This window comes from Microcoleus sp. Pol7_B2 (genome assembly GCF_036701035.1).
GTDB lineage: Bacteria > Cyanobacteriota > Cyanobacteriia > Cyanobacteriales > Microcoleaceae > Microcoleus.
This window is the reverse complement of record NZ_JAUBQB010000008.1, coordinates 114745-132004: the sequence shown is the minus strand read 5'-3', so window position 1 is coordinate 132004 and position 17260 is coordinate 114745. Positions and strand designations below refer to the sequence as shown.

The 17260-nt window shown below is 44.1% G+C and carries 18 protein-coding genes; 15 read left to right on the top strand and 3 right to left on the bottom strand.

The window, feature by feature from the left end:
- Nucleotides 1-220: 220 nt before the first annotated feature.
- On the top strand, nt 221-586 hold the full coding sequence (locus QUA57_RS05405; protein WP_333059914.1) for a DOPA 4,5-dioxygenase family protein: 366 nt from the start codon (nt 221-223) through the stop codon (nt 584-586).
- Nucleotides 587-648: 62 nt separating this feature from the next.
- Here the strand turns inward: QUA57_RS05405 and moaA are convergent, their stop codons facing one another.
- The gene (moaA, locus tag QUA57_RS05400; RefSeq protein WP_333059913.1) at nt 649-1638 is read right to left on the bottom strand and encodes a GTP 3',8-cyclase MoaA; all 990 of its coding nucleotides are present in this window, start codon (nt 1636-1638) and stop codon (nt 649-651) included.
- A gap of 190 nt (nt 1639-1828) precedes the next feature.
- Here moaA and QUA57_RS05395 point away from each other — a divergent pair, with 190 nt between their 5' ends.
- The 9 genes from QUA57_RS05395 to QUA57_RS05355 all read left to right on the top strand — a co-directional run bounded on the left by QUA57_RS05395 (nt 1829) and on the right by QUA57_RS05355 (nt 8805).
- Nucleotides 1829-2278, top strand: coding sequence for a nitrate reductase associated protein (locus tag QUA57_RS05395; protein WP_333059912.1), 450 nt, complete (start codon nt 1829-1831; stop codon nt 2276-2278).
- A 339-nt stretch (nt 2279-2617) separates the two neighbouring features.
- Entirely contained in the window at nt 2618-3079 is a 462-nt protein-coding gene (locus QUA57_RS05390) for an ATP synthase subunit I (protein ID WP_333059911.1), read from the top strand.
- A 55-nt stretch (nt 3080-3134) separates the two neighbouring features.
- Entirely contained in the window at nt 3135-3893 is a 759-nt protein-coding gene (atpB, locus tag QUA57_RS05385; RefSeq protein WP_242717111.1) for a F0F1 ATP synthase subunit A, read from the top strand.
- A gap of 128 nt (nt 3894-4021) precedes the next feature.
- Nucleotides 4022-4267, top strand: a complete 246-nt coding sequence (gene atpE / locus QUA57_RS05380) for an ATP synthase F0 subunit C (protein WP_006631105.1) — start codon at nt 4022-4024, stop codon at nt 4265-4267.
- 97 nt (nt 4268-4364) lie between these two features.
- Nucleotides 4365-4850: a F0F1 ATP synthase subunit B' gene (locus tag QUA57_RS05375; RefSeq protein WP_190657388.1), complete on the top strand. Its 486-nt coding sequence runs from the start codon at nt 4365-4367 to the stop codon at nt 4848-4850.
- An 87-nt stretch (nt 4851-4937) separates the two neighbouring features.
- Nucleotides 4938-5465 carry a F0F1 ATP synthase subunit B gene (locus QUA57_RS05370; RefSeq protein ID WP_333059910.1) on the top strand — a complete coding sequence of 176 codons (528 nt, stop codon included), beginning with the start codon at nt 4938-4940 and terminating at the stop codon, nt 5463-5465.
- Between the two features lie 3 nt (nt 5466-5468).
- The gene (gene atpH / locus QUA57_RS05365; protein WP_333037345.1) at nt 5469-6014 is read left to right on the top strand and encodes an ATP synthase F1 subunit delta; all 546 of its coding nucleotides are present in this window, start codon (nt 5469-5471) and stop codon (nt 6012-6014) included.
- Between the two features lie 191 nt (nt 6015-6205).
- Complete coding sequence (gene atpA / locus QUA57_RS05360; protein ID WP_333037344.1) at nt 6206-7723, top strand: F0F1 ATP synthase subunit alpha; 1518 nt, start codon at nt 6206-6208, stop codon at nt 7721-7723.
- Nucleotides 7724-7854: 131 nt separating this feature from the next.
- On the top strand, nt 7855-8805 hold the full coding sequence (locus tag QUA57_RS05355; protein ID WP_006631110.1) for a F0F1 ATP synthase subunit gamma: 951 nt from the start codon (nt 7855-7857) through the stop codon (nt 8803-8805).
- A 98-nt stretch (nt 8806-8903) separates the two neighbouring features.
- On the opposite strand, the gene QUA57_RS05350 is transcribed toward QUA57_RS05355, so the two are convergent.
- Nucleotides 8904-11774, bottom strand: a complete 2871-nt coding sequence (locus tag QUA57_RS05350) for a CHAT domain-containing tetratricopeptide repeat protein (RefSeq protein WP_333059909.1) — start codon at nt 11772-11774, stop codon at nt 8904-8906.
- Nucleotides 11775-12228: 454 nt separating this feature from the next.
- On the opposite strand from QUA57_RS05350, the gene QUA57_RS05345 reads away from it, so the two are divergent.
- Nucleotides 12229-12429 (top strand): hypothetical protein, encoded by a 201-nt coding sequence (locus tag QUA57_RS05345; RefSeq protein ID WP_333059908.1) that lies wholly within the window; start codon nt 12229-12231, stop codon nt 12427-12429.
- A gap of 194 nt (nt 12430-12623) precedes the next feature.
- On the opposite strand, the gene QUA57_RS05340 is transcribed toward QUA57_RS05345, so the two are convergent.
- On the bottom strand, nt 12624-13418 hold the full coding sequence (locus QUA57_RS05340) for a hypothetical protein (protein WP_333059907.1): 795 nt from the start codon (nt 13416-13418) through the stop codon (nt 12624-12626).
- 375 nt (nt 13419-13793) lie between these two features.
- Between QUA57_RS05340 and QUA57_RS05335 the strand changes: the two genes are divergently transcribed.
- From QUA57_RS05335 to QUA57_RS05320, 4 genes are all read left to right on the top strand, one after another.
- Complete coding sequence (locus QUA57_RS05335; protein ID WP_333059905.1) at nt 13794-14435, top strand: PD-(D/E)XK nuclease family protein; 642 nt, start codon at nt 13794-13796, stop codon at nt 14433-14435.
- Nucleotides 14436-14838: 403 nt separating this feature from the next.
- Nucleotides 14839-16020 carry a GTPase gene (locus QUA57_RS05330; RefSeq protein WP_333059903.1) on the top strand — a complete coding sequence of 394 codons (1182 nt, stop codon included), beginning with the start codon at nt 14839-14841 and terminating at the stop codon, nt 16018-16020.
- Between the two features lie 113 nt (nt 16021-16133).
- Nucleotides 16134-16679 carry a Uma2 family endonuclease gene (locus tag QUA57_RS05325; protein ID WP_333059901.1) on the top strand — a complete coding sequence of 182 codons (546 nt, stop codon included), beginning with the start codon at nt 16134-16136 and terminating at the stop codon, nt 16677-16679.
- Nucleotides 16680-16924: 245 nt separating this feature from the next.
- Nucleotides 16925-17242 (top strand): 2Fe-2S iron-sulfur cluster-binding protein, encoded by a 318-nt coding sequence (locus QUA57_RS05320; RefSeq protein ID WP_333059899.1) that lies wholly within the window; start codon nt 16925-16927, stop codon nt 17240-17242.
- Nucleotides 17243-17260 lie beyond the last annotated feature (18 nt).

Genomic DNA, 17260 nt, shown 5'->3' with positions numbered 1-17260 from the left:
GAGGTACTGGAATAATAATGAATCCTCCTGTATTTATTGTTTTAAGCACTGCATAGCTCTTAACTGAACCGTATTGGAGTATACTGGTATTGTCGTAGCATGGAACCAAAGGAGCAAAGACTGAGGAGCTATTAAGTTAAGGAGTTTACAGGATGGAATAAAATCTCCAGCAAGTTAAGCTAATAAAAGTTGTTGATATTGGCTGAATAATTTACTGAAAATGATGAAAGAAGACACTATCACAATCGTTGGTTTTCATGCACATATTTACTTCGACGCTGATAATCGCGATGCCGCAGCGCGTGTACGAGAAGGATTGAGTCAGTTTAAGGTGCAGCTTGGGCGTTGGCATGACAAACCCATTGGCCCCCACCCCCAAGCGATGTATCAAGTTGCATTTTTACCAGACCAGTTTGGCAAAGTCGTTCCCTGGTTAATGCTGAATCGTGAGGGACTCAATATTCTCATTCACCCTGAAACAGGCGACGATGTGGCCGACCATACGAAACATTCTTTGTGGCTAGGAGAGAAACTAGAGTTGAATATCGAATTCCTGCGACCTAGGACAGCCAAGGCCAGCTTCTAATCGATATTCTTGCGCGCAACGTGAGGGCGAATCCACACTGACTTATCCCTGATAATAGATAATTAGCCGCCAATTTGAGACATTGTGCGGCTGTAATTTCCTTGAGTAGTTCCCGAATCTCGCTGCTTGAAATTAATCTCCGGTTTAATCTCTAATATGTGCCGCACTCGATCGCGCAATTCGCTTGTAGGAGTCCCACCACGCAAAGCAGTTTTTAAGTCAATTTGACCAGTTTCGTTCAGCAGACAAGGCCGCAGCCACCCGTCAGCAGACAAACGCATCCGGTTGCAGCGATCGCAAAAACACTCGGACATTTGGCTGATAAATCCTAAAGTGCCCTTCGCCCCCGGAATTTGAAACACATCCGCCGGCCCATTTCCGCTAATTCCCGACTCGGCTAACCCGTATTTCTCGCTAATTTGTTGCCGCAATTCGGCAGATGCTAGCCAACCTTTATCGCCAAATAAATCCCCATTCCCGATCGGCATAAACTCAATAAAACGAACGTGCCAATTCCGGTTAATTGTTAACGCCGCTAAATCCAATATTTCGCTGTCATTCACACCGGGAATTACCACAACATTCAGTTTAAGCGGGTCGAATCCAGCTTGATAAGCCGCTTGAATTCCCTCCCAAACCTGCGTCCACCGCGATCGTCCCCGACTGCCAATTATTTTATCAAAAGTCTCTGGTTCCAAGGAATCCAAACTAATATTAATCCGGCGCAAACCAGCATTGTAGAGATTTTCGGCCATTCCCGCCAGCAAAAAGCCATTAGTTGTCATTGACAAATCTCGCGTTTCCGGCAAAGATGCGATCGACCTCACCAATTCCACCACCCCAGGCCGCAGCAGCGGTTCCCCACCCGTCAACCGAAACTTAGTAAATCCCACGGGTATAAAAACTTCCCGCAGCAGAGTTAGCAATTCCGAGTGAGTTAACAACTGCTGCTGCAATACATAGTCCAACTCGCTACCTTCCGGCATACAGTAGAGACAGCGGAAGTTGCAGCGGTCTATCAAGCTAATCCGAAGGTAGTCTACGGTATCCATGTCAATAGTTTGTAATATTATTTAATTATAAATGCTGACTCAATTTTCTGCAATTATCGGCTGTAGAGTAAATCTCTAGTCTAAAATCTATAATCTAAAATACAATTAATATCATCCAAAAATGGATACAAGCCCCCAGCTCCCGGCTGTAGAGTAAATCTAAAATCTAAAATCTAAAATTGCTAAATTTATGTTTTTTGAATTTGAAGCTGATTTTGTGGAAGCTTTGCGCTGCATTCCGATGCAGGTACGTCTCAAGTTAGATACTTGTGGCATTAAATTGAAGTTGCAGGATTGGAATCATTTTAACCAAGCAGAACGTCAACGTCTTGTAGAGTTACCTTGCTTGACAAAAGCAGAAATTATCGATTATCGAGAAAAACTAAATCAAATATTAATTCAACAGACAGGCAAACCGGGAACTGATTTGGTTGTTGATGAAAATCCCCCGTGGATGGATGCTGCAACTGTACCGGAGTCGGTTTCTGCAAAAGCGCAAGAGCTCGGCGTGACAATTTCTTTGGCCCAGTGGGCGAGTTTGCAGCCTCTACAGCGATTTGCTTTGATTAAGCTTAGTCGATCGAGCCACGAGAATAAAAATTTCATCCCGGCGCTTCAAGAGTTTAAGGTTATTCAATGACAGCAAATTTTAATTGACTCTTCGAGGGCGCACACGGCACAGAGTCATAGAAGAGAGAGTAACTTCATCGATTCGCCCGATCGTCCTCTGTCCGTATCTCACCAAGCTAGCCTCACTTAGTGAGATAGAGGACAATAATGTGTAAAAAAGTGCGGTATGGCGGTACGAGAGGTAGGGTGAGGTCTATCGGACATTTAACGGGTTGAGGTTTCCGAAGCGCCAGACACCAAATTCCGAAAATATGATTAATTTTATTTTAAGTATTGTTACCGCAGCGTGGTATGATTTTTGTGAGTTTGCAAAGCACTCGCCTGCTACCTGCATTAGTTTCTGAGCTTCGTGAACACGCAAAACACACCCACCGAACCCGCAGCAGCAAACGAGGATATTCCTCAAGCTGGCACAGTCTCAACAGTCTCGACAGCCTTGTCCGAGACTAGCAATCCCATGCAAGACTTTTATCGCCTCCAACAAGAGTTGTTGGTGTACACCCTTGCTTTTACGGCGATTATTTTTATCTCCGTTTGGATTTTTTACTCGCTCAATATTGCCCTGAATTATTTGCTTGGGGCGAGCACAGGTGTGGTTTACTTAAAGATGTTGGCTAGAGACGTTGAACGAATCGGCAGCCAAAATCAGCGCATCAGCAAGACAAGGCTCGGTGTGTTTTTAGCGGTGATGATAGTAGGAACACAGTGGAATCAGCTACAGATTTTACCGATATTTTTGGGATTTCTGACTTACAAAGCTGCGCTGTTGGTTTACGTGATCCGAAGTGCATTAGCACTAGACTACAGGTAAGTCAGGCAATTCGAGCAAAACTCAACTCATCGATTTGTATGGGGAAGCCCGTTGAATGGCAATGCTTGACGTTCTAAACACCTTTAATCGTTTCCCCCTCGCCAAATTGGAAGTTGGCCAGCAGTTGTACTGGCAACTCGGCAATCTGAAAGTTCATGGACAGGTTTTTCTAACCTCGTGGTTTGTAATTGCTGTTTTAGTCGTAGTTTCGATTTTAGGAACCAGCAAAATCCAGCGAATTCCCAGCGGAATGCAAAATTTTATGGAGTATGCGCTGGAATTTATTCGGGACTTGGCTAAAAACCAAATTGGGGAAAAAGAATATCGCCCTTGGGTACCGTTTATTGGTACATTATTTCTGTTCATCTTTGTGTCAAACTGGTCTGGCGCTCTAATTCCTTGGAAGCTTATTAAGCTGCCATCAGGCGAATTGGGAGCTCCTACCGCTGACATCAATACGACGGTAGCATTTGCACTGCTGACTTCTCTAGCATATTTTTATGCAGGTCTCAGCAAAAGCGGCTTGGGGTATTTCGCCCACTATGTTGAACCGGTGCCTTTCATGTTGCCGTTCAAAATCATAGAAGATTTCACTAAGCCTCTGTCCCTAAGTTTCCGTTTGTTTGGCAACATTCTTGCGGACGAATTGGTGGTCGGAGTGCTAGTGTTGCTAGTGCCTTTATTTGTTCCTCTGCCAGTAATGGTTCTGGGACTATTTACCAGTGCAATTCAAGCTTTGATTTTTGCAACCTTAGCCGCAGCCTACATAGGTGAAGCTCTAGAAGGCGGTCACGGCGAAGAACACCACGATTAACTAACGATAAACGGCGAAGAATGAAGGAGGAAAAAGAAAATTTCTGAACTCAAACTTTCTCCCGTCACATCGGACAATTCTGTAGACTTTCTGTTCTCAATTTTGTACTTTAGATAAGGAAAATCATCATGAACCCAACAGTTGCTGCCGCTTCCGTAATTGCCGCCGCTTTGGCAGTAGGTTTAGCTGCAATCGGCCCTGGCATCGGTCAAGGTAATGCAGCAGGTCAGGCTGTAGAAGGGATTGCCCGTCAGCCGGAAGCAGAAGGTAAAATTCGCGGCACCTTGCTGTTGAGTTTGGCGTTCATGGAAGCGCTCACAATTTACGGTTTGGTCGTAGCCCTAGTGCTGCTGTTTGCCAACCCCTTCGCATAATAATTGAAAATTTTAGATTTGAGGTTTTGGCGATTCTAATCCAAAATCTCAAATCTAAAATCGATTAAGCGAATTAGATGGAAGCCGTCAAAAAATCATGATGCACTGGACAGTATTACTAGCAGTTGAAGAAGCGGCTAAGGAAGGGGGACTGTTTGATATAGATGCTACGCTGCCTCTGATGGCGGTGCAGTTTTTAATTCTAGTCGCAGTCTTGAATGTAATTTTTTACAAGCCGCTCAGCAAGTCAATTGACGAGCGCGCCGATTACATTCGCAACACTCAAGTCTCCGCCCAAGAACGCTTGGCAAAAGCTCAGCAACTAGCGCAGCAGTACGAGCAAAAACTGGGAGAAACTCGCAAACAGTCTCAATCAGTAATTGCTGCTGCTCAAGCTGATGCCCAAAAAATTGGGGCAGCCAAAGTAGCTGAGGCTCAACAAGAAGCTCAAGTCGCGCGAGAAAAGGCTGGGCAAGAAATAGAGCAGCAAAAGCAAGAAGCAATGCGCTCACTAGAACAACAAGTAGACGCGCTCAGCGGCCAAATTCTCGAAAAGCTATTAGGGCAGTCGCTGGCCAAATAGCGAGACCGAAGAGTTTTAGATTTTTGATGGAATCTCAAATCTAAAATCGCTTCACCCAATCTGCACGCGCAATTATGGAAGAGTATCATGGGGACTGTTTTATTGCTAGCCACAGAAGCTAGCGGCGAAGGTGGTTTCGGTTTAAATTTCGATATTTTAGAAACCAACCTGATTAACCTGGTCATTATTATTGCAGTGCTGTTTTATTTCGGGCGCGGATTTGTAGGTAAAATCCTGACTGAGAGGCGTTCGGGCATCCAAGAGGCGATTCAAGAAGCAGAAAAACGCCAAAAAGATGCAGCAGCAGCTCTAGCAGAGCAACAGCAAAAATTGACTCAAGCGCAAGCAGAAGCGGAACGAATTCGGGCCGCGGCTGAAGAAACTGCCAAGAAAGCAAAAGAAGCAATTCTAGCTCAGGCAGCGCAGGACGTTGAAAGAATGAGAGCAACAGCAGGTCAAGAGTTGGAAGCGGAGCGGGAAAGAGCGATCGCCCAACTGCGATCGGCGGTTGTATCTCTGGCATTAGCAAAGGTGGAAAGCCAGCTAAAAACTAGCTTGGACGACAGCGCTCAACACCAATTAATCGATCGCAGCATTGCGTTAGTGGGAGACTAAAACGTGAGTACAGTCAGCACAGAAGTCTTACAGCCTTACGCATCTGCCTTGATGTCACTGGCTCAGTCCAACAATCTCTCAGAGAAGTTCGGCGAAGACATTCGTTCCTTACTGAGCCTGCTAGAAGGTTCGGAAGACTTGCGTCAATTTTTAGCCAATCCGCTGGTAAAACCGGATGCTAAAAAAGCTGTGATTCAGCAAATAGCGGGTGAAGAAATGAGCCCATTGATGCACAGCTTTCTGAAGCTATTAGTAGACAAAGGAAGAATTCTTTTTTTAGAAGGAATTGGCAAACAATACTTGGCAAGGCTCCGAGAACTCAACCAAACAGTATTGGCTGAAGTTACATCGGCAGTCCCGCTTTCAGACGCTCAACAGCAGACTGTTCGAGAGAAAGTGCAGGCGATGACCAGCGCTAGTCAAGTAGAAATTGAAACCAAAATAGACGCAGATTTAATCGGCGGTGTGGTAATCAAAGTAGGCTCTCAAGTAATTGATGCCAGCCTGCGGGGACAATTGCGCCGTCTGGGAATTCGCTTGAATTCCTGATTTAAGGAAGCAGGAGGAAGGAAGAAGGAAGCAGGAAAAAGGAAGAAGGAAGAATCAAACAGGAAGCAGGAATAAATTAATTTCTGTTTTTGAGTTGTTAGTCCCAAATTCTTACTACCAAATCCCTATTCTTTCTTGCGGAAAACATCGACAGACAACTAACAACTGACAACTGACAAATAATAACTAACATGGCAGCAATCAGACCTGACGAAATTAGCAGCATTATTCGCCAGCAAATTGAGCAGTACGACCAAGACGTAAAAGTCTCTAACGTCGGTACTGTTCTGCAAGTAGGCGACGGCATTGCTCGGATTTATGGCTTGGATAAAGCCATGTCTGGGGAATTGCTAGAATTTGCCGACGGCACTGTGGGCATTGCACTGAACCTCGAACAAGATAACGTCGGTGCAGTGTTGATGGGCCAAGGCCTCGGCATTCAAGAAGGTTCGGCAGTTACTGCTACAGGCAGAATTGCTGAAGTCCCCGTGGGTGAAGCAATGTTGGGACGGGTAGTTGATGCTTTGGCCCGTCCGATTGACGGCAAAGGAGAAATTAAAACTACTGAATCTCGCTTGATTGAATCTCCGGCACCGGGGATTGTTTCTCGCCGTTCTGTTTACGAACCCATGCAAACAGGAATTACCGCTATTGATGCGATGATTCCGGTGGGAAGAGGACAGCGGGAACTGATTATCGGTGACAGACAAACCGGTAAAACTGCGATCGCGATCGACACGATTATTAACCAAAAATCGGAAAACGTGATCTGCGTTTACGTGGCGATCGGCCAAAAAGCTTCTACAGTAGCTAACATCGTCAACGTCCTGCAAGAAAAGGGCGCGATGGACTACACTATCGTAGTAGCAGCCAACGCTAGCGACCCCGCAACCCTGCAATACTTGGCTCCCTACACAGGTGCTAGCTTAGCCGAGTATTTCATGTACAAAGGCAAGCACACTTTGGTCATTTACGATGACCTTTCCAAACAAGCACAAGCTTACCGCCAAATGTCTCTGTTGCTGCGCCGTCCTCCCGGTCGCGAAGCTTATCCCGGAGACGTATTTTACCTGCACTCTCGCTTGCTAGAACGCGCTGCTAAATTGAGCGACGATTTGGGCGAAGGCAGCATGACAGCTTTGCCGATTATCGAAACCCAAGCTGGTGACGTTTCTGCTTACATTCCGACGAACGTAATTTCGATTACCGACGGTCAAATCTTCCTTTCTTCTGACTTGTTTAACGCTGGTTTGCGTCCGGCAGTAAACCCCGGTATTTCGGTATCGCGGGTAGGTTCGGCAGCTCAAACTAAGGCGATGAAAAAAGTAGCCGGTAAGGTGAAATTGGAATTGGCACAGTTTGAAGAACTGGCAGCATTTTCTCAGTTTGCTTCAGACTTGGATAAAGCTACTCAGAATCAATTGTCGCGCGGTCAGCGCTTGCGGGAACTGTTGAAACAGCCCCAAAGTTCGCCTCTGCCGATGAACGAACAAGTGGCTGTAATCTATGCCGGTATTAACGGCTATATGGATGACATTCCTGTGGAAAAAGTCAGCAAGTTTACTGTTGGTTTGCGCGACTATTTGCGGACTAGCAAGCCGAAGTACGGCGAAATTGTTCAAGGCGGAAAAGCTTTGACTGATGAAGCTGAAAAGCTGCTGAAAGAAGGCATCACTGAATACAAGCAAAGTTTTCTAGTTTCTGCGTAGTAGACAAGTAGGAATTTTGAACCGCAGATGAACGCGGATTAACGTAGATAATCTGAAGTTAATCTGCGTTACTCTGCGTTAATCTGCGGTTTTAATTAAGAAGATGCGGGCAAGGATGTAAGGAGAAAGTTATGGCAAATCTGAAAACTATTCGCGATCGCATTAAGTCGGTCAAGAACACTAAAAAGATTACAGAAGCGATGCGTTTGGTGGCCGCTGCAAAGGTGCGCCGCGCTCAAGAACAGGTGACTGCTACTCGGCCTTTTGCCGATCGACTGGCAGAGGTATTGTACGGTTTGGCGGAACGCTTGCAGTTTGAAAACCTGGATTTGCCGCTGCTGAAAAAACGCGAAGTGCGATCGGTGGGACTGTTGGTAGTTTCGGGCGATCGGGGTTTGTGCGGCGGCTACAATAGCAACATCATCAGATACGCCGAAAATCGCGCTAAGGAAATCAAAGCTGAAGGCTTAGACTACAAATACGTGTTGGTAGGACGCAAAGCTACTCAGTATTTCCAGCGCCGCGAACAGCCGATCGATGCTACTTACGCTAACTTAGAACAAATTCCCACAGCACCGGAAGCGGCACAAATTGCTGACGAATTGCTTTCTTTGTTCCTGTCAGGAACTGTGGACAGAGTTGAGCTAATTTACACCAAGTTTGTGTCACTAATTAGTTCGCGTCCGGTAATTCAAACCTTGCTGCCCCTCGACCCCCAAGGTTTGGAAACTCCTGATGATGAAATCTTCCGCTTGACATCGCAAGGCGGACAGTTTCAAGTATCGCGGGAGAAGGTTGCTTCACCTACGAAGAGTTTGCCCAGGGACATGATTTTCGAGCAAGATCCGGCGCAAATTCTGGAGGCTCTTTTGCCCTTGTATTTGAACAACCAATTGCTGCGGGCTTTGCAAGAGTCTGCTGCTAGCGAGTTGGCTGCGCGGATGACGGCGATGAACAATGCTAGTGAGAATGCTAGCGATTTGATCGGTAGTTTGACGCTAACTTATAACAAGGCGCGGCAAGCGGCAATTACTCAGGAAATCCTGGAAGTTTGCGGCGGTGCTGAGGCTTTGAATGGTTAGGTTAGAGTTGACAATTTGTTGATTTTATGGTATGCGTCTGGGGGAACTCAGGCGCTTTTTTTTGGGCGAAAAGATGATTTTCTTGACCTCTGTTTCTCCTACGCCAAACCCTGCGACACAAACCCCGCCCAATTATAGGGACTGACAAACGGCAATTCTTGCCGACAAAGCCAGTCTAAACGCAATCGCACATTTTTGACAATTTCTGCTTGTTTTTCTCCTTTTTGTTGCTCAAAATAGTCCTCTAACAGGGGTTTATATTTACTAGATAACTCATCACCTGTCAACGTGCGTAGCTTAAATTGTGCTTTTCGCAGCGCTTGCGATCGGCTATTATCCTGCTTTTCCTGATAGTATAAAATGCAAAATAAAGCGGTTGCTAAATCATCCACAGCCCACAAGGTACTGACCACATTTCGCGCACCCGCACAGAGGAAACCGCTAGCTATCGAGAGCGGATCGTCGGTAATTTGGGTAAAGGTTAAATTGGTTTCGCAGCAGGAGAGGAACACTTCGGCTAAGTCGGTAAATCTCCAGGTAAAAACACGACCGAGGTTGATATCGCCATCAAATAAATGCAGTTTTGATTCTAGGGAATTATTCAGATCGGCACTGGCGTGATGGCTGGAATGAAGGACTTGCACTTGGTTGAGTAAATTTTGATAGTTGCCGATCGTCGCTTCCTGATATTCGAGGCGGGAATTTTTATCAATTTGGTGCATGGTTGCCAGGGTTTCGCACTCGTAGCCAGTGAAAACGAGGTCGCCTGTGGCATTTTCCACAATTCCCATTGTGGCAGGTTTGAGGTTGCCTCGCTGGTGGCAAAAGTTGAGAATTTGGCAACTGGGAACAATGCGGAGGCGGAATTTATCGCTGAGGTATTCGGGTTGTTTTTGGGGCGAGGTTTTGGCCGGGGTGATGATGGGTTTGCTGAGAGGTTTTAAGCCGCGTGTTCTGTCGGAGGCTGTATTGCTGTGGGGAATGGGAATCTTGTTTAAAGGTAAGGCAGCAAAGGGGATTTGATGCAGGTACAGGTGAGGGATGATAATCAGTTCTTTGATGCCGTTGAGATTTTGGGAAATTAGTTGATTAATTTGCAGGCGGTTAGCGAGTTCTGGGAGAAATTCACCCATTTGATTTTTCCATGCGGTTTTGTTTTCGACATAAGGCCTTAACCAGTTGTTCAATAGCCAATTTTGCAAGGATTCATATCCTTGACCTTCGCAGGTGTGGAGTTGGGTTGATTGATTTTGGCGCAAGATGAAAATGTGGGTATGCTCATCAGTGGTGTAAAAATTGAGGATGGCGGTTTCGGCATCGGGAATTAAGGCTTGCATCTGGTCGAAACTGAGGGGGGCTGGTTGCAATTGAGCCGCCAAAACTTGGTCTTTGCTGCGAATTTTTAGCCAAGCTTGCTGTTTTTCTGCTTCTAATTCTTTAATTTTTTCGATGATAGCGTCGCCGTTGGGGGTTGGTTGGCGAGTGGCTGCGATCGCTTTTGTACCGTCATTTTCAGAAATACGCAAGCGATCGCTTTGTTGTTGCAGGCGATAGTATGCTTCGACTTCGGGGGGAATTTCGCCTTGGGGGTAGAGGTCTTTGCTGGCGAATAAGTCGGCGAGGTGGCGCGATTGGGAACCGTCTGCCGTTTCGACGGCTTTATCGTATTGTTTGAGGTTGATGTAGCATTGGACGGCGTTGGCGTAAACGGAGATGGCTTCTTTAATGATTTCTTGGCGGCGTTTGTCGGTGGTGGAGCCTTTGCGGAGTTGTTCGACTGCTTTTATGGCGGGTTCGTATCCTTCTAAGGCGAGTTGCCAGTCGCCTTGGGTAAAGCCTATATCACCGAGGTTGCGACCTGCTTTAAAGCATAGAGGTGGTATAGTTTCAGGGGCGGCAATTTTTTTGAGGCATTCTCGATAGTTATCAATAGCTTTCTCTGTTTGTTGCAATTGCTGGTAAGCATTGCCAATATTGTTGAGGGAAGCGGCTTCCCCTTCCCAGTTTTTGATTTCCCGTTGAATGGCTAAAGACTGTTTGTGCAGGTTGATCGCTTGTTCGCTTTCTCCCAGAGAGTCGTAAATATTGCCTAAATTTCCCAGAGAATTCGCTTCCCCTTGGCGGTCTTTAATATCCCGTTTAATAGCTAAAGACTGTTCGTGGAAGTTGATTGCTAGTTCGGACTCTCTCAGAAAGTAGTAAACGTTGCCTAAATTTCCCAGAGAATTGCCTTGCCCTCGATAGTCGTTGATTTTCTGATAAATAGCTAATTGCTTTTTATGGTAGGTGAGCGCTCGTTTATACTCTCCCAAAGAGGAGTAAATGTTACCTAAACTTCCCAGTGCAGATGCTTTTCCTCGACATTCCTTGATTTTTTGACAAATAGCTAATTGCTTTTTATGGTAGGTGAGCGCTCGTTCATACTGCCCTAGAGATTTGTAAGTGATCCCTAAATTGCCCAGTGAAGTAGCTTTCCCGTACTGATCTTTGATTTCCCGACAAATAGCTAAAGACTTTTGTTGACAAGCAATCGCTGCTTCGTAATCTCCCAGAGAGTAGTAAGCGATGCCTAAGTTTCCCAGAGAATTGCATTCCCCTTGTCGCTCGTCAATAGCTTGATAAATAATAAGGCACTGTTGCCAGCACTGAAAAGCAACAAGAAAATGGCTACTGTAATATTGCTGAATTCCCCACTTGAACAAAATATCGGCTGTTACTTTTCTCAATTTTATTATCTGCTTATGACTGCCAAGTAATTCAGCAAGCTTTAGGGAGAAGCGGGCTAAATATTTAGCGATATTTTCGTTACCATCATCGGCATATTGTTGATGAATCTTGATAGCTACTACCAAGAGTTTAGGGTTAATAAGTGCCAGATTAGCATTTAATATTTGGGCTTTTTTATTGGTAGGACTTTTGATTAATCCTTGAATTAGTTGCTCATAGACAGTGAGGCAGTTTTCGTCCATTTTTTTTTCCTAGTATGTAATTTTTTGGGCTATTTGGGCTGCTATCTGACAGAGCAAAAACCGCGCTTCTTTAACTATAAACTATTACACAATTACATAAATTCATAAATTTATAATTTAGGTTAGGATAAAATTGTACTTAATTTTCCCTGACAAATTGCCTTGGATTATAACTTGGGTTAGAATCCAGCAAAAGAAAAGCAAAATATTCGCACACATTAAGTTTAAGTTTGGAATCAACAGTTTTTCGCGCTCTTTCTCAATTAACAATCTATGATGAAGAACACAGTTAATATGAATATAGATAGATTACCCTAGGCTTAGATGAAACAGGAGTTTTAAGGGTTGTTATCCATACCTTTGAACAAACCGATCGCACCTCCTGTATAATTCGGATTATTTCAGCCCGTAAAGCTAATCTCACTGAAACCCAAGCTTATCAAGAGAGGCAATTATGAAATCAGAGTATGACTTTTCCCAAACACAACAAGGCAAGTTTTACCATCCTGATGCTACGTTTCATTATCCCATTTATCTCGATCCCGATGTCGAGGAATTTGTGACTAAAATTGCTGATCATAAAAAGATTGAGGTTCAAGTTTTGGTCAATGAATGGCTGAGAAATAACATTAAACTAATTCAAAGTATTGAGTAGGAGAGAAACCCAACCTCAAACATGATTCCCTCTCTCTAAACTTCCCATCCGCCAGGGGTTAAAACCCCTGTCTCAGAGCTGCGAGTCCTCTTGCATAGGACTAATTCGATTGTTTTGCAGTCGGTTAAAACCGACTTTAGCTATTAGGGAGGGATTAAAATCCCTGACGGGATGCTTGACGAAATGACTTACGGCTATTTTTCCACCACCTCAAAGCTTTGATAAAACACTTGCCAATTATCTTGTTTTTCCAATTGTTCAAATAACTCTTTAAGCCGTTCAGCATTCCATTCCGGCAAAGCTTCCTCTTCACGGGGAATCAACCAATCTAAATTTAAATAATTCTCCACTGAAATTGCTAAAAATTCTTCCTTTCCTAGTTCCTCAAAAGTAAACATTTCCTTATTATCATCTGCCACAGAATCCTTTTGAGGCAGCGTCATCGGTGGTTTATTCACACCATTAGGTGCATATCCCAAAGATGGACAGAGTACATATTTCGTCTCAGCACTGCGATACAACAAAAGCATTTGATAGTTAGGATATGCCAAATCTACCCTCATCGACAAAGGCTGATTAATTGGAATTGTGGGGTCAATTTTTCGTGCAGAAGACCGAGGCGATAGCGGCTTAAGTGCTCTAGTACCAACTCCCACTGACGCCATTTCCTGCTCAGTTAAAAACTGTATCCAATCGGGAGCCGTTTTAGCTTGTTTCTTTAAAATCTCCCAACCATTAATATCAACCCACCGCAGGTATTTATGATTCCACAGCCACTTATAAACTTCTTTCCAGGGACTAAATTTTTTGTGACTCTCTTCCTCCTCTTTTCCTTTAAGTGTCCCCCCTGCTTTAAGATTTAACAACGCCTCAGTATTAACGCCGTCCGCTTTCATCTCTTCTTCGTAGGCTTTATGAACTGCCTCAATCACTTTCCGAAGAGTTTGATTTATTTTTTCTTCACAATAAACTGCTAAATCGTTTTTCATTAGTTTAGCAATTTCTTTATTAGTGCTTTCTCTGTTATCCGGGTGATTATCCGGGGCGAATCGCCGAAGAAAACAAGCCTTATCCTCAGTCATGTTTCCAGGGAATAGCTCTTCCGCGATTTGGTTCTGAAAATTTTGCTTAAGATTCATACATCCACTTCCATAACTCAGCCTTATCAGCTTATCCTAGCAAGCTTGTATCTAGCCGGCAACTCCTTAGCGCAAGTCATTATTTAAAATAATTTGACATTATTTTAAATTATTTTATCACTCAAAATCCTCATTTGTTATCACCAACAATTCTCTGAAATTAACTAGACATCATTTGGGAGTGAGTGTCATCGTAAAGACATCCCAAACACACCTCTAAAAAATATGCCAACACAAGCGCAAAAAAGATTCCATCCCTACGCCACTGTAACTGGGATTGCCGAACTTTTAGCAACCGAGAAAGATTGTCTACACGCATTATGGCAACGAACTCACTATCAATTTGAAAAACAACCGAGTACCTATGACCCCTCAGAACATGAAGAAAAGCTGATTCAACGAGCAGTACAACTGCAAAATGAAGGTTTCACCGTATATGTTGAAAATCAAAATTCATTCAAATATAAAGGTCAAATGTTTGATATCTGCGTTGCTGGCAGACCAGATATCATTGCTATCAAAGATGATTGGGCTGTTGTCGAAGATATCAAAACAGGCAAGCGCAAAGATTCACATAAAATGCAAGTGCTTCTCTATATGTCAATGTTGCCCTTTGCCCCCGAAACCAAAAATATGTTTAAAGGTCACATTCCGCACGGGCGCTTAGTTTATCGATATGGCATTTTAGATATTCCCAAGTGGTATGTTAATGAGCAATTTAGACAGCGTTTGCAGCAGTTAATTGCCATGCTTTGTAATTCTCAACCTCCCAACCCAAAGCCTAGCGATTGGGAATGTCGCTATTGTAAGGTTCCCTCTGCGTGCTGTTCTGTAAAAATGAGCCGAGGAACTGATTTATTTGCATAAGTCGATCGCCGGAAATACCCGTAATGCCGAGAACCGATAGGTTAAAAGCTGTCGCTATTAGAAGCAAGTCAGCCTACGTTGCTCGGCCTGACGGCGTTACAGTATAATTTCAGCAGTGTCGGTCAAAGTGCGATCGGCAAGGGCGATCGGTCATAATAGTAACAGCAGACTTCTTGCAAAAGTGCCATAACTTCCCAGTGGCAACTTGATGCGTTGTAGTCTAGCTTGATAAGAAAGGACTAAAGTCCTTACTACAAACAACGGTTTCACCAGTTTTGAAATCAAATTGCTACAATATTCTTAATACTCCGCCAGTCCGCCTTCGCGGACTTCGTTTGTATAGCATCGGAATTCTATTCGGTGGTATTTAATTAATATCCCACCCTTATCGGAGCAAACCACCATGTCAGACGACTTTTCCTTAGACGAGCTTTTAAATAGAAGTTATTACGCCTTCAAAGACGCAGAAGACCAAGTGGGACAGTGCAATGTTTTAGTCATCGGCAAAACTGGTGTTGGCAAAAGTACCCTGATCAATTCCGTTTTTCGCCAACGCTTAGCAGAAACCGGAGTCGGCCGCCCCATAACTCAAGGCATCCGCCAATATACAAAACCGAATTGCCCAATTACAGTCTACGATACTCCCGGACTCGAACTCAACGCCGAACAAATTAAAGTTATTCAATTAAACGTTGCTAAACTGATTGAAGACCAAAGACTCCTGCACCCAAAAGAACACATTCACGTCATCTGGTACTGCATCAATCACAGCGCCAATAGAATAGAATCTGTGGAGGAAAGCTGGCTAAAAGAAATGGAAGTCAAAGATGTACCAGTTCTTTTAGTGCTGACTCAGACGACATCTAAAAAGCCGGGCGAGTTTTTCAAGCAACTGGAACACATGAATTTGCCAGTCAGTCAAATCATCCCGGTCATGGCTGAACCGGAAGAAATAGATGAGGATTATACAGTAAAATCTCACGGTTTAGATAAGTTGGTAGATGCAACTTTTCAACTGCTGCCGGAAGTAGCTAAAAAAGCTTTTGTTAAAGAACAAATTGCTAATATTGCGCTCAAATCCGATATGGCATTTAAGTATCTAAGTGCTTATGTAGCCGGTTCGGCTATTGTCGGGGCGACTCCTGTACCGTTTGCTGATGCGCCGATTTTGATGACGATGCAAACAGCCATGATTGCTAATATTACTGTAATTTTTGGAATGCCCTTTGATAAGGGGTTTATTTCCGCGATGCTGTCTGCTATTAGCGGCGCTGGCGGGGTTACTGCTGTCGGCAGAAGTATTGTTACTAATTTGATTAAAATGATTCCTGGTGCGGGTACTGTTGTCGGCGGTGCTATCTCCGGTGCAACCGCAGCAACTCTCACGCTTGCTCTAGGTTTGGCTTACATTGAAGTGCTTAAAGCTTATATGAAAGCTCAAGTTAATGGCGAACAACTTTCTTTGCAACAGTTAACCAAGATGTTTGTGGAAATGTACAAGGAGTATGCTAGTTCTGGGCGTAAAACTTTGAAGGATGAGCAAGAGAATCAACCTAAACCTCCCAATCAAATTAATATTGATTAGATGGGGAATTGGTAATGGGGAATTGGTAGGATATAGACTCTTTATGCAATTCCCATCAGTGAAGATATCGCAAAAAGGACTACAATATCAGTGAATGCTGCAAAAGGAAGTAAATGGCTATGGTAATGGCTGCCGTTTTATCAGAAAATGTTTCTCTAGAAGACTTTATGGCTAATCCCCCCGAGTGCATGGAATGGGTGGACGGGCAAATCGCGGAGAAAAAAGGCATGACAGTAAAACACAGTCGAATCCAATCTCGACTAGATTATTGTTGGAGAAGTTATAAGATATCTAGCGGACAAGGCGGCGAAGTTTATACAGAAGTTCCTTGTCGTACTGACAGGCGAGTGCGCCGTCCTGATGTAGCTTATCTGACTCCTGAACTTGTGGCTCAATATGGCGATGTTCCTACTTTGCCTCAAAGTCCGCCGTTAATTGCTGAAATAGTTTCTCCTAGTGATATTGCGGAAGAAATATTTCTGAAAGCCCAAGAATATTTAGATTCAGGTTGTCTGGAAGCTTGGATTGTTTTTCCAGAAAGTCGCTGGATATTGATAATGACTCAAACTCAAAAGTTAACTTTTAACCTGGGTTATACAGTCAGCACTCAGCTAGTGCTGCCGGGTTTTAGCGTTGCGGTTGATGAGTTGTTGGCTTGAAGGCAAAAAATTAATTAGGTATAAGTGCTTTGTGGCAGAGCTCCGCTGTGAGGCTTGTAATAATTTGTGAAAAAGTCATTGACAAAATGCCGATCGCTCGCCCCAGCCAATTAATAAAAAAAATTATCAATAAAAACAGCAGTTGGAAATTTGCACAAAAGCACAAACAGCGGTAAAATACTGATTGCTTTGTTTCCAAATCTAGCGTAAATTCCAATTGGGGAATTAAAACCAATAATTGAAATATGTCTAAGACTTACACTGTTGAATTGATCCACCAAGGCTCTACCTATACCGTAGAAGTACCCGAAGATAAACAAATTCTCCGCGTCGCTAACGACGCCGGCATTGAGTTGCCGAGTTCTTGCAATGCGGGGGTTTGTACTACTTGCGCTGGTAAAATTATTGAAGGGAAGGTCGATCAAGCTGATGGTATGGGCGTTAGTCCCGATCTTCAGGCAGAAGGTTATGTGTTGCTGTGCGTTGCTTATCCCCGATCGAACTTGAAGATAGAAACAGAAAAAGAAGACATTGTGTACGATCGCCAATTCGGTAAATCCTAGGGCTAAGCTAAAATTGAC